At 68.6% G+C, this 12,014-nt stretch carries 12 protein-coding genes; 4 read left to right on the forward strand and 8 right to left on the reverse strand.

The features are described 5' to 3' along the window. Nucleotides 1–80: 80 nt before the first annotated feature. From QFX32_04445 to QFX32_04475, 7 genes are all read right to left on the reverse strand, one after another. A complete protein-coding gene (locus QFX32_04445; protein ID MDI9633289.1) occupies nt 81–584 on the reverse strand; it encodes a HEAT repeat domain-containing protein in 504 nt (167 codons plus the stop codon). Beyond that, nucleotides 581–1,429: a mechanosensitive ion channel family protein gene (locus tag QFX32_04450; GenBank protein ID MDI9633290.1), complete on the reverse strand. Its 849-nt coding sequence runs from the start codon at nt 1,427–1,429 to the stop codon at nt 581–583. The genes QFX32_04445 and QFX32_04450 overlap by 4 nt, the downstream gene beginning before the upstream one ends. A 7-nt stretch (nt 1,430–1,436) precedes the next feature. Further along, a complete protein-coding gene (locus QFX32_04455; GenBank protein ID MDI9633291.1) occupies nt 1,437–2,147 on the reverse strand; it encodes a DUF432 domain-containing protein in 711 nt (236 codons plus the stop codon). Between the two features lie 65 nt (nt 2,148–2,212). Beyond that, nucleotides 2,213–3,400 (reverse strand): HEAT repeat domain-containing protein, encoded by a 1,188-nt coding sequence (locus QFX32_04460; GenBank protein ID MDI9633292.1) that lies wholly within the window; start codon nt 3,398–3,400, stop codon nt 2,213–2,215. Continuing rightward, a complete protein-coding gene (locus QFX32_04465; GenBank protein MDI9633293.1) occupies nt 3,397–4,656 on the reverse strand; it encodes an aconitase X catalytic domain-containing protein in 1,260 nt (419 codons plus the stop codon). The genes QFX32_04460 and QFX32_04465 overlap by 4 nt, the downstream gene beginning before the upstream one ends. Beyond that, complete coding sequence (locus tag QFX32_04470) at nt 4,653–5,900, reverse strand: UbiD family decarboxylase (protein ID MDI9633294.1); 1,248 nt, start codon at nt 5,898–5,900, stop codon at nt 4,653–4,655. Before QFX32_04470 ends, QFX32_04465 begins: the two co-directional genes overlap by 4 nt. A gap of 144 nt (nt 5,901–6,044) precedes the next feature. Then, entirely contained in the window at nt 6,045–7,265 is a 1,221-nt protein-coding gene (locus QFX32_04475) for an HD domain-containing protein (GenBank protein MDI9633295.1), read from the reverse strand. A gap of 44 nt (nt 7,266–7,309) precedes the next feature. Between QFX32_04475 and cofD the strand changes: the two genes are divergently transcribed. Together cofD and QFX32_04485 are read left to right on the forward strand one after the other, a co-directional pair. After that, nucleotides 7,310–8,242 carry a 2-phospho-L-lactate transferase gene (gene cofD / locus QFX32_04480; protein MDI9633296.1) on the forward strand — a complete coding sequence of 311 codons (933 nt, stop codon included), beginning with the start codon at nt 7,310–7,312 and terminating at the stop codon, nt 8,240–8,242. A gap of 45 nt (nt 8,243–8,287) precedes the next feature. Further along, complete coding sequence (locus QFX32_04485) at nt 8,288–9,553, forward strand: HEAT repeat domain-containing protein (protein MDI9633297.1); 1,266 nt, start codon at nt 8,288–8,290, stop codon at nt 9,551–9,553. Nucleotides 9,554–9,569: 16 nt separating this feature from the next. Here the strand turns inward: QFX32_04485 and QFX32_04490 are convergent, their stop codons facing one another. Continuing rightward, on the reverse strand, nt 9,570–10,097 hold the full coding sequence (locus QFX32_04490) for a hypothetical protein (protein MDI9633298.1): 528 nt from the start codon (nt 10,095–10,097) through the stop codon (nt 9,570–9,572). Nucleotides 10,098–10,198: 101 nt separating this feature from the next. On the opposite strand from QFX32_04490, the gene QFX32_04495 reads away from it, so the two are divergent. Both QFX32_04495 and QFX32_04500 read left to right on the forward strand, forming a co-directional pair. Further along, nucleotides 10,199–10,846, forward strand: a complete 648-nt coding sequence (locus QFX32_04495; protein MDI9633299.1) for a DUF86 domain-containing protein — start codon at nt 10,199–10,201, stop codon at nt 10,844–10,846. A 141-nt stretch (nt 10,847–10,987) separates the two neighbouring features. Further along, the gene (locus QFX32_04500) at nt 10,988–11,968 is read left to right on the forward strand and encodes a hypothetical protein (GenBank protein MDI9633300.1); all 981 of its coding nucleotides are present in this window, start codon (nt 10,988–10,990) and stop codon (nt 11,966–11,968) included. Nucleotides 11,969–12,014 lie beyond the last annotated feature (46 nt).

Genomic DNA, 12,014 nt, shown 5'->3' on the forward strand with positions numbered 1-12,014 from the left:
GATAATCCTCCCCGCCGGGGGACTTATCCCTTCGGATTCCTCTGCGGCGGGGCGGGGAGGACCGGCGCGGCGTGCGGGGTTCACTCGCCGGTCTCGGAGAGGAGCGCGCTTATCCCCTCCTCGCCCATCTGCCAGAGGACGAGTGCAGCGTACCGGCGCATCTCGGGGTCCGGCGAGGAGAGCTCGCGGCGGAGGACGTCGACCGCGGGCTTCCCCGCCCTGCAGAGGGCCTCGGCGAAGAACCCGCGGGCGGAAGGGTCACCCGTCTTCAGGGCTTCAACAAGGAGCCGGACGGCAGGCTCGCCGATGTGGCCCAGCGCGGCGGCCGCGTACTTCCTGAAGCGGGTATCGGGGTTCCGGAGGATGGCCGCGATGAGGGGCCCGACGCTCGGCGCCCCGATCCGCGCGAGGGCGACTGCTGCGTACCAGCGCGCGTCGTCCTCTCCTGCCCGCTCGAGGAGACCGACGAGGGGCGAGACGGCAGGTGCACCCTCTGCCGCGAGCGCCGCGACCGCCCTCCTCCTCGCCGGGAGGTCGCCCGTCGCGATCTCCGCGAGCAGTTCCCCGATCTCCTCCTCCCTCACCCACCCATCTCCCCAGGCTCGGCCCGCGCCACCTCGATTCTCGCGCCCGGCGCGAGGGTGACGACCCTCTGGGGGAAGGGGATCTCGATCCCCGCCTCCTCGAGCGCCTCCTTGATCGCCCAGAGCATCTCTGTCCTCACCGACCACCAGACCCGGGAGGGAGCCCACACGTGGACGCGGATGACCACGCTCGACTCCGCGAGGGTGTCGACGAAGACGCTTGGGGAGGGGTGGGCGAGCACGAAGGGGTGGGCATCGAGGAGCTTCCGGATGATGCGGATCGCTTCCCCGGCATCCGCGCGGTAGCTGATCCCGATCGTGTACTCGAACCTCCGCGCGACGTTGGCCACGTAGTTCGTGATCTCGGACGTGAACACCTTCTCGTTGGGGACGCGGACGTAGACGCCGTCGTACGTCTTGAGGATCGTCGAGAGGACGCGGATCTGCTCGACCGTCCCCGAGATCCCGCCGATCGAGACGTTGTCCCCCGGTTTCATCGGTCGCTCCGCGATGATGAAGAGGCCCGAGCCGAAGTTCGAGACGAGCCTCTGGCTCGCGAACGCGGCGACGAGACCGATCGTCCCGCCGACGACGAGCATGTCCGCGACGTTGATGTCGAAGCTCGGGAGCGCGGCGTAGACCCCGAGCACGACGATCCCGGCCTGTATCACGGTGACGAGCTTGTCCAGCTCCGCGGCATCGACGCGGTCACCGAGGATCTTCTTGAGGTACACACCGACGAGGCGGGAGATGATGAGGACGACGAGGACCGCGACACCGAAGACGAGGAGGTCGAGGATCGTCACGGAGCCGAAGACAGGGGCCGAGAGCGACTCGGGGATCATCGGGCTTTCACTCCCCCACCCCGTATTCCATGAGGTAGCTCGGTTTTTCGGGAATGAGGCTCTTCTTCGTCGGGAATATCCTGAGTGCCTCCGCCATCCCCTCCGACGGGGGTGTCTTCTGCACCCACGTCTCGCCGAGGTGCCGCGAGTAGACCATCATCTCTGCAGAAATCACGGCGTGCGGGCCGTAGAAGATGCGGAACGACGGACTCTCGAAGACCGCGCGCGAGACCCACACCCAGTCCCTGCCCGTGTTCCTGATCGCGAGCGAGAGGATGCCCTCCCTGAGGGGATCGACCTCCGGCGGCCGGTCGTGCACGCGTGTCTCCACGTGCCGCGTGATCACGCCCTTCTCCGGCGTCCCGTAGAGCGAGTATTTGGGCGTGGCGAGCGAGAAGACGTCGATGAGCGTGTGGGAATCGCCCGTCCCGGAGAAGACACCTATCTCCACCGGGAATGTGAGGTACACGGTCACCTCGGAGAGGGGCATCAGCGCGACGGGGGGGAAGTGGAACTCGACGGTCCCCGTGATCTCCTGGGGGAGGTTGACCGGTTCCACGGGGTTGATGGTGATCTCCCCCTCCCGGAAACCGAGCGTCTTTTCCACCCGGCCGGCTGACGAGACCCGCTCGTACCTGGTGAACTGGCCGGCGGGCCTCGTCTCCACCGACACGCCGCCTGCCTCGACGCGGAACGGTATCGTGTACCTGCCGAACACAGGAAGATATCGGGTTCTCCGATGTGATATACCTGACCGCCCTCGCCGCCGCGGGAACCCGCGCGTCACGCGCCGGGGCGGGATTCCCCGCCGTCGCCCTGCTTCTCCCTTTCTCCCGGCCCGGTGACGGAGAGGATGATCTCCCGCGTCTCCTCGCCTGCCCCCGCGAGGAGGGGTTCAAATCCCCGCAGGAGCCTTTGGTTCGGGACTTCCCGCAGCGCGCCGGCGATTTCCTCCCTCGCGCCCGGGGATGCAGAGGAGAGGGAGTGGATGATGCGCCTGTACCCCTCCTCGCCGTGGTGCATCAGGGCATCGAGCGCGGCCGAGACGACCGCGCGGTCCGGGTCGGAGAGTGCCCTCTGGAGGTCGTCGAGGGCGTCGGGGTCGCGGATCTCCCGCAGCGCGGTGATTGCGCCCTTCCGGACGCGGGGGTTCCCCTGCGCGAGGGCGAGGCGGAGGAGGGGCGTTGCCCTCCTCCCGAACTCCCCGAGGGCGTAGGCAGCCCTGCTCTGGACGAACCTGTCGGGGTCGCCGAGGAGCTCGATGAGCGGGGGGATCGCGCGTTCGTCCCCTATCTCGCCCAGCGCGATCGCCGCCTTCCACCGGACGTCCTCGTCGGGGTGGTGGAGGATCCCGACGAGTGCGTCCACGGCCGGAGCACCGATCCGGGCGAGGGCTTCCGCTGCCTCCCACCTCACCCCCGGGTGCCTGTCGCCGGCGAGTGCTTCCACGAGGGCGGGGACGGCCGATGGTTCCCCTAGCTCCCCGAGCGCCTCTGCCGCCGCGTACTGGACGGCCGGGTCGGGGTGGCCGAGCGCGGAGAGGAGCCCCGCGACGTCCCCCTCGTCCCGCATCCTCGCCGGGTCGGGCCCCGAAAACCGCGCGAGGAGCGACCCGCGGTCCCCCGGGCGGCCGTGGCTCCCCCGCATTGTACATGAGACGAGGCCGACGACGAGCGAGACCGCGACGAACATCCCCGCCCTCGCCGCGGGGTCCACCCCCACCATCCCCGAGAGGGCGTACGTGTCCCCGATGTAGAGCGCGGAGAGGAGGAGGCCGACGGTTATCCCGCGCACGCCGTACCACACGGCGGCGAGCACGATGGGGATGTAGAAGAAGTGCGTGTACACCGTCTCCATCCGGAGGAGAACGTGCGCGACGAGCTCGAGCGCGACCGCGAGGGAGACGAGGACCGCGAGGACCGCGGGCCGCGCGCGGCCGTCCCGGAGGGCGTGGAGGGGGGGAAACCTCATCGAGGAGATGGGTGGCACGGTCCTCCGGATAAATCCTCCGGGGAACCGCGGGCGCGGGGCTCGCCGCGGGATCGCGCGGGCGCGGGGGAATCCTCCCCCGTCGCGACCCTCACGCATTCCTCCGTCGTCCCGAGGCGGACGGCCGCGCCGCACATGTCGGGGACGTACGCGAACGCCTTGCCGGAGTTCACCATGATGGCGGCAAACCGCTCCAGCGCGGGCGAGACGACCATGCAGGTATCGGCGTAGATGCGGGCACCGCTCGCCCTGATCGCGGCGACCTCCTTTCCGTGCCTCTCGATCACGTCCCTCGACGCGAAGACGAACGTGGGGATCTTCACCCTCTTGCCCGCAAGGAGCCGCGCGATCTCCCTAAGCTCCCCCGGCGAGCAGTGGGGACAGCCAAGTGCCACCGCGTCGACGGGGATACCGGTGAGGACCCGCTCGACCTCCCGCCTCTCCACCGTGATCACCTCGAGGTCCTCTCCCCGGAAATCGAAGATGCGGGCCTCGGGCGTGACGCCGGCGACGTGGAAGAGCGCGACGGCCCCGGAGGCCGCCATCGCCGCGCCGAGCGCCTTGAGCCCGTCCACCGAGGGCGAGATCCCCAAAAAGAGCGGGATCCTGCCCCCGACGATCTTCCCCGCGTGGTACCCGAGTGCCCCGTAGAGCGCCGTGTCCTCCCGCGGGTCCCAGCCCTCGACCCTCACGGCGACCTGCGGCCGCCTGTTTCCGGGAAGGTGCAGGCCGTACTCCGGCGTCTTCCCGACGATCGCGGCGGCGAGGGCTCCCGGCCCGCCCTCGCGGTTCGTCCGCGCACCGATCACGGAGTTCGCGTACGCGACCGCGGAGGACTCGGACCACGCGAGGTGGTCGCCGAACCTCGTCTCGTAGATGTAGTACGGGGTGCAGGTGCACTCGAGCGTCACGCCGAGCCTCCTGTAGGCCGCGATCACCTCCTCCTGCGCGCGGGCAAAGTCCTCGTCGATCCCCATCTCCCTCCAGAGCACCCTGTCCATCCCCACGGGGTTGAGCACGGTCGGGACCGCGACCCTCGCGTCGAGCTGCTTCAGCCACTCGAGGCCCCACTTCCCGATCGTCTTGTACGACGCGCCGCTCACCTGGGCGCTCTTTATCGGGATGAGCCGCTCCGCCCCGTAGACCTTCCCGAGGGCGACGAGGATCTCGAGCATCCTCGCCCGCGTCTCGCCCTGCTCCCCCGCGAGTATCGCCTCTTCGTCGGGCGAAAGCCTCATCCAGATCCTTCCCACGTCGCCCGCAGGAACTCCTCTTCCCGGCCGAGGTCCATCGTCGCGTCCACCCCGACCTTCACGTTCGTCCCGTCAGCGAGCCTGCAGGGATCGAGCGACGAGCCCCGGGCACCGGGGATCACGAGGATGTCCCTGTCGCCCCGGACCCGCGTCGCGAGCGCGTACTCGACCTCGGAGGGGTCGGCGGGGTCGATGTCCTCGTCCACCACGACCACGTGCTTGAGGGACGTGTGGGCCGAAAACGCCGCGAGGATCGCGTTCTTCCCGTCCCCCTGCGTGTTCTTCCTCACCTGGACGACGGCGTGGAAGTACCCGCAGCCGCCCGTGGTGAGCACGACGTTCCGGACGGTCGTCACCGCGGAGACGGCGCGGAAGATGACAGGCTCGTAGGGTACCCCCATCAGGACCCTGTGCTCGTTTCCGCCCGGGAGGATGCTGTGGTAGACAGGGTCCGGCCGGGTGTACATCCCCGTGAACCGGATGACGGGCTGGATCCTCACGCTGTCGTACGTCCCCGTGATGTCCACGAAAGGCCCCTCCTCGGCGGTCTCTGCCCCAATGTACCCCTCGAGCACGATCTCTGCCTCGGGCACGTCAACGCCGTTCCGGCACCGGTGCACCCTCACCTCCCCGCCGAGGAGCTCGGCCGCGAACGGGAGTTCCTTCCCCTCCGGGACCCTCGTGCAGCTCGCGAACATGACCGCGGGGTGGACACCGATCGCGACCGCGACGGGGAGGACGTCGCCCGCGCGGAGGGCCTCGCGGTGCATCACGTACGTGTGCCGCCCCTCGACGAGCCGCGCCGCCACCCTGTCGGGGCCGAGCACGAGCATCCTGTGGACGGACGCGTTCTCGACGCCGTTCCACTTGGAAAAGACGATGCCTGCCGTGATGTAACGCCCCGCGTCGCGCGGGAAGAACTTCATGACCGGGAGGCGGGAGAGGTCGGCCTCCCCCATGGGGAGCGCATAATCCCTCACGACCTCCCCCTCGTACGTCGCGCGGGCGAGCCTCCGCGCGATCTCCCCCTCCTCCATTCCGAGCGCGAGGGCGAGGGCCCCCCTTGAGGCCGTGACGTTCATGACGGCCCGTCCCCCGGGGAGGTCGTGGAAGAAGAGGACCTTGTCCGTCCTGCTCGCCATCCGGGGAGCACCGAACTCTCCGGGGGGGCGCTCCTCGACGTCGATCACCCCGTCCCTCTCCCTCATCGTCTCAATGAACCCGCGCAGCGTGCTCCCGCCGTCCATGCGTGTAGGTGTGCCCTTCCGCCAGATAAAACCTCCAAGCACGCGGCCCGGGATTCCGGGGACGCCCCTTTCCCAATAGCGCGCGGGTGCTCCCCCGGGGATGCCCGTGCCCGTCGTTCACGCGTGTTACCCGTCGTCCGGGAAGAGGGGTTCCTGCGTGGTTGCCGGTTTCACGTGGAGGACCTCCGCCGCGATCTCGCCGACCTCCTCACGGTACTCGGCCGGGGTGTACACGCCGAGCCTCCACTGGCCCTTCCGGGTCTCGTTCAGCGTGTGGAGGAGCGGCGAGAGCTCGGAGAGGGGGACCGCCCTCTTCTGGTGGCTCACCTGGACGGGGAGCGACATCTCGGACGGGAAGGGGGGGATGTCCACCATGACGAGGGAGGGATCTATCCCCGCCTCTGCCGCGATCCTCTCCCCGACCTCCCTCCTCCTCTCGTGGGAGGTGCACCGCGCCATCCTCGCGGTGTTCACCCGGTCCCTCCCGACCCAGAGGGCCCTCTTGTAGAGCCTCCGTTCGTAGATCCTGAGGGCGAGGTCCCTCGCGACGACGTTCTCCGAGGAGAGGAGTGCCTGCATGCAGGCCGAGTCGTCTGCCGAGAGGAGGGCCGAGAGACCCCCCGCGGGATCGTCCTCCACGTGGGCCATCACCGCCGCCTGGAACATCATCTCCCCGATCCGGCTCACGTGGTGAAAGTACACGGACGGCCGCATGAGCGTCCGCGCGATGAGGAGGCTCTCTGCCGCGTTGACCCCGCTCTCGGCGAGGACGAGCCTGCCGTCCATGAGGAATGTGTTCCTGATGAGGCGGTGCGCGTCCACGGTCCCGTAGGGCGCACCCGTGTAGTGGGCGTCGCGGAGGAGGTAGTCCATCCTGTCAACGTCCAGCTCCCCGTGGATGATCCCCGAGAGGGGGTGGGTACCCCGGATGAGCGAGACGACCTCGTCTGTCCCGATCCCCATGGCGCCGAGGGCACCGCGGATCTCCCCCGACGCGAGGAGGTCGGCGACGTCGTGGTGGTGGCGGCCGAGGTACTCGCGGGCGAGCGGTTCGAACGCGTGCGAGAACGGCCCGTGCCCGACGTCGTGGAGGAGCGCGGCCGCTCTCACGAGCGCGGATGTCCTCCCGGGGAGCCCGAGCTGCCGTGCCATGATGCCGGCAAGGTGCATGGTGCCGAGCGAGTGCTCGAACCGCGTGTGGTGTGCACCGGGGTAGACGAGGTAAGAGAACCCTAGCTGCCTCACGTGGCGGAGCCTCTGCACGAGCCGGGAATCGAGGAGGGGGAGGAACGGTCCCTCGACCTCCACGTAGCCGTGGACCGGGTCCTTGATGATCTTCGCACCCATCCCGAAGAACACTCTTTTCCCGGGAGGATAAAGAGTACAGCACTATGATCGTCCTCCTCTCGGGGGGCACGGGAACCCCAAAGCTCGTCCAGGGACTGCGCGAGATCCTGCCCGACGAGGAGATAGGGGTCGTCGTGAACACGGCAGAGGACCTCTGGATCTCGGGCGGGTTCTGCTCCCCCGACGTCGACACGCTCCTCTACCTCTTTTCGGGGATCCTCGACTGCCGTAGGTGGTGGGGGATCGCGGGCGACACCTTCGTCACCCACGGCGAGCTCGTCAGGCTCGGCGGCGACGAGTACATCGCCATCGGTGACCGTGACAGGGCGCTCCACATCCGGAGGGGGGAGATGCTCCGCGACGGCATGACCCTCACCGAGGCGACGGCTGCCCTCTCCGCCATCCTCGGGGTCAGGGCCCGGGTACTCCCGATGGCAGACACTCCGGTCGCGACACTCGTCCGCACGAAGGGCCGAACAATCCACTTCCAGGAGTACTGGGTCCGCCACCGCGGGCAGCTGCGCGTGGAGGAGGTGATCCGGCAGTGGGACGGCCCTGCCCGTGCGACCCCCGAGGTGATCTCCACGATCCGGGAATCCGAGGGTGTCATCATCGGCCCGAGCAACCCCGTCACGAGCATCCTGCCCATCCTCGAGTGCGAGGGCGTGAAAGAAGCGCTCCGCGAGGTCCCCGTCGTCGCGGTCAGCCCCTTCGTGGGGGATGCCCCCGTGAGCGGCCCTGCCGCCGCCCTGATGCAGGCCCGCGGCTACTCCCCTGACTCGGCGGGGACCTATGCCATCTACCGCGACGTCGTGGATATCTTCGTCCAGGACGTGCGCGACAGGGTCGAAGTCCCGGGGGCGGTCAGGGCAGACACCCTCATGGCAACCCCGGCAGTCGCCCGCGAGCTCTCCTCGCTCCTCCTCTCCCTGCTCCGGGAACACGGGAAGGGATCTCCCTCCCCGGCAGACAGATAGGGTTTTTACCTGCCGGACAGACATTCGTGGAAGGAGCGGGAAAAAATGAGCATCTTTCGATCCCTCCGGGGGGCGCTCGGCGGCGATGCGGAGAGGGGCGCCGAGGAGGCGGAGAGGGAGCGCGTGGAGAGCGTGCGCAACGCGCTCGTGTACGGGGACCTCGAGGCGAGGTGGAACGCGATCCGGGCGGCGGGCGAACTGGGCGACGCGTTCATCGATCCCCTCATCTCTGCCCTGAACGACGAGCACTGGATCATCCGCCGCGGGGCCGCGCAGACCCTCGCGAAGATCGGTGCCCCCGCCGTTCCCCCGCTCATCGAGATGCTCGGCTGCGACGACGAATCGGTGAGGAGGGAGGTTGTCCAGGCGTTCCTCATGATTGGGGAGACAGCCGTCGACTCGCTCATCAGGGCACTCGGGAGGGAGCAGCTCGCGATCAGGGAGGGGGCGGCCCGGATCCTCGGCGAGATGGGCGTGCAGGCGGCGGTAGGGCCGCTCGTGGAAGCCCTGCGGGACAGCGAGCCCGCCGTGCGCCGGGAGGCTGCCGTCGCGCTGCGGAGGATTGGCCACCCCGATGCAGTCGCGCCCCTCATCCTGCTCCTCGGCGACGAGTCGGGCTTCGTCCGCATCGCCGCGGCAGAGGCGCTCTGTTCCCTCGGGGAGGTCGCGGTCGGCCCCCTCATCTCCGCTCTCGCCCATTCCAACCCCGAGATCCGCCAGCGGGCCGGACTCGCCCTCGCCGCGATCGGGACTCCCGCGGTCGAGCCCTTGATCGCGGCCCTCGGGCACGATGACCCGCTCGTCCGGCAGGGGGCGGCAGGCGTGCTCGGGAGGATCGGGGACCCCCGCGCGATCCCGGGCCTCATCCGGATCCTCGGCGACCCCGTGAGGCGGGTCCGGCAGGAGGGCGTAAAGGCCCTCTCGTCCCTCGGACCCCCCGCGGTACCCCCGCTCGTCACCGCGTTCCGCGAGGGCGACACGGTCGTGCGGAACTGCGCGATGGAGGCACTCTGGCTCGTCGGCGCCCCCGCCATCCGGCCCCTCCTCGAGCTCCTCGAGAGTCATAATCCGGACGTGCGGAAGAGGACGGCGGTCCTCCTCGGCGAGATGGGGGATCCCGCGGCGATCGACGCCCTCGCCCGCGTCCTCGCGGATCCCGTCCCGGCCGTGAGGAGGGAGGCCTTCGAGGCGCTCGAGAAGATCCGCAGGAGGCAGCAGGGGCCGCAGGCCCCTGCCCAGAGGGCCGAGAAGCCTGCCGCGGGAACTCCCGGCGAGGCCCAGGGCGGGAAGAAGAGGGGAGAGGACCTGTAAGGTCCCATCCCACCCGTCACGAGAGCGAGAAGACCGCGTCGGGTGCGACGTTCTTAATCCCGACCGCCCGGACGCGCACGAGGTACTCCCCCTCGTCCCAGCCCGTGGTGTCAAACGCGAACGAGAACGACCCGCGTGCGGCCCCCTTCTCCCACGCGACGGGGACTGTGCCGGAGATCCCGGAGGCCGGGAGTCCCGGCCCTCCCTTTCGCGTCGGATGGAACGGGACGGGCGTGACCTCGACGAGGAGGCGGGTTCCGGGCGAGAGGATCGTCTCCCCCGAGACGACGATGATATCGCCCCGCCGGTACGTCTTCCCGGGGACGAGGGGGTATGCCGCGCGCGCCTCCCCCCCTCTCTCCCCCGACGCGGTCCCGTTCGCGAGGTTATCCACGGGCCGCAGGGATTCCCCGGCGGGCGTGAGCGGCACCGGCACTCCCTCCCCCACCCCTCCCGGCTGCTCGCGCGCCGTGCAGCCCGAGAGGGCGAGCGCGAGGACCGCGAGGAGACAGGGGAGGACCCAAGGGGACCGGGAGTCTGCCATACACGCGGTGGGTGGGACCCAAAGCCCGATAATGTTTCCTCCCCGCCGGCCGGCGATACCCATAAGCCCGACGAAGTCCATATGGAGAGGAAGGCGCGGCCATGACGAGACATGAGGAGACGTCGCCGAGGGAGGAGATCGTCCTTTCCCTGAACGCGAAGTTCCCGGTCATGAAGAGGCTCTACGGCGTGAAGAAGGTGGGGATATTCGGCTCCCTCGCCCGCGGCGACATGGGGCCCGGAAGCGACGTGGACATCGAGGTCGAGTTCGAGCCGGGGATGGACACCTACGCAAACTACATCGGGCTCGCCCTGTACCTCGAGGAACTCCTCGGCAGGCGCGTGGACCTCGTCCTCTCCCGCGTCCTCGAGCAGTACCTCCGGCCCGAGCTCGGCGCAACGTACGCCGCGCTGAGCAGGGACAAGGTCTACCTCGGCAGGATCCTCGAGGAGATGGCGTTCCTCTCGCACCGGACGCGGGGCGTCGCACCGCGCGAATTCCAAAAAGACGAGACGCTGCGCCGCGCGGTCGCAAGGAGCCTCGAGGTCATCGGGGAGTCTGCAGCGAGGGTCTCGGAGCAGACGCGGCAGGACGCGCCGAAGGTACCATGGAGGGAACTTGAGGGTTTACGGTCGCACCTCATCCACCCGTACTTCTCGGTGGACTGGGGCATCGTCTGGAACGTCCTGAACGTGTACCTCCCCACGGTCGAGCCCCTCGTCCGGGCAGCGCACTCGCGCATCTCGTGACGCGGTGCGATCCCGCGCGGAAGCTCCCGGGCACCCCGGCCCTGCATCGTTTATTAATCCGCGGAGACGAACCTCTCTCCACGTAGGGATCCCGAGGGCACGCCCGCCGGCGGTGCCCGGGGGATACCATCCACGTGTCGGATGATCACCTCGTACAACCTGTCCCCGGTCCTGCGCGAGCTCCTGGAGTTCACGGAGAGGACGCTCGGCATCGAGGTCCAGCTCGTGAGGAGGACGGACGTTCCGCCGCAGGGCCTCCTCATCGACGAGTACACGTACGGGAAGGGGAAGAACGTCATCGCCTTCTCGAGCGCCCTCCTCGGCACGCTCAAGGACTACACGATATGCCGGAACTGCATCGAGCTCCTCGCCCGCGGCTGCGCGGCGCGCCGGGGGAACTACAGGCTCCTCTCCTTCACGCGGGAGAGCGCCCTTGCCGGCTGCCGCCAGATATACCTCGACATCCTGAAGGACGAGGGGACGCGGCACATGCCCGTCTGGCGGAAGAAACAGCTCGTCTTCCTCCTCTACATGCTCTTCCACGAGGTCTTCTCCGAGATGCCCCAGAGGCTCCTCGCCGACCTCGTCATCTCCCACCGGTTCCCCCTCTTCCGGAACGCCCAGGTCTACTTCCTCCTCAAGGAGAGTATGCGGGACATGCACGACCTCGTCCCGGTCAAGGAGTTCCTCCCCCAGCGGTACTTCGTGATGCACAACAGCATCTACTACGCCCGGGACATGCTCCTCGCCTACGTCCTCTCCGAGTACAAGCTCAACCCCGTGATCAACATCCCCGAGCTCCAGCGGTTCCGGAACCTCGACATCAAGGAGATGATGACGCACCGGTGGAGCAGGTCCCCGTGGTACCACACGAAGGTCGTCGGGGACGCCCTCTCCAACATGCTGAAGCGGACCATCACGATGGACTTCTCGATCGTCTTCTCCGAGGATTACTTCACCAGCCTCTACATCCTCTCGACCGACATTCCCCTCCGGTGGTGGGTGATGATGGGGATGCAGGACTGGTTCACGTGGGATACCCCCGAGGCGAGGAGGGAAGTCCTCGCGGCGCAGGCATCCATCGAGAAATACGTGAAGGAGGAGATATTCGGGCCCGACTGAATGGCACCGGGTCGCGGAATTCCCTGGAAAGACAGATTATCCCGCG

This window comes from Methanolinea sp., from assembly GCA_030055515.1.
Taxonomy (GTDB): Archaea; Halobacteriota; Methanomicrobia; order Methanomicrobiales; family Methanospirillaceae; genus Methanolinea_A.

What these genes read in the sequence shown, in the direction of transcription:
- QFX32_04450 (MDI9633290.1), bottom strand. Translation starts at nt 1,429, where the DNA reads ATGATCCCCGAGTCGCTCTCGGCCCCTGTCTTCGGCTCCGTGACGATC.
- QFX32_04460 (MDI9633292.1), bottom strand. Translation starts at nt 3,400, where the DNA reads ATGAGGTTTCCCCCCCTCCACGCCCTCCGGGACGGCCGCGCGCGGCCC.
- QFX32_04465 (MDI9633293.1), bottom strand. Translation starts at nt 4,656, where the DNA reads ATGAGGCTTTCGCCCGACGAAGAGGCGATACTCGCGGGGGAGCAGGGC.
- QFX32_04475 (MDI9633295.1), bottom strand. Translation starts at nt 7,265, where the DNA reads ATGGGTGCGAAGATCATCAAGGACCCGGTCCACGGCTACGTGGAGGTC.
- cofD (MDI9633296.1), top strand. Translation starts at nt 7,310, where the DNA reads ATGATCGTCCTCCTCTCGGGGGGCACGGGAACCCCAAAGCTCGTCCAG.
- QFX32_04485 (MDI9633297.1), top strand. Translation starts at nt 8,288, where the DNA reads ATGAGCATCTTTCGATCCCTCCGGGGGGCGCTCGGCGGCGATGCGGAG.
- QFX32_04490 (MDI9633298.1), bottom strand. Translation starts at nt 10,097, where the DNA reads ATGGCAGACTCCCGGTCCCCTTGGGTCCTCCCCTGTCTCCTCGCGGTC.
- QFX32_04495 (MDI9633299.1), top strand. Translation starts at nt 10,199, where the DNA reads ATGACGAGACATGAGGAGACGTCGCCGAGGGAGGAGATCGTCCTTTCC.
- QFX32_04500 (MDI9633300.1), top strand. Translation starts at nt 10,988, where the DNA reads ATGATCACCTCGTACAACCTGTCCCCGGTCCTGCGCGAGCTCCTGGAG.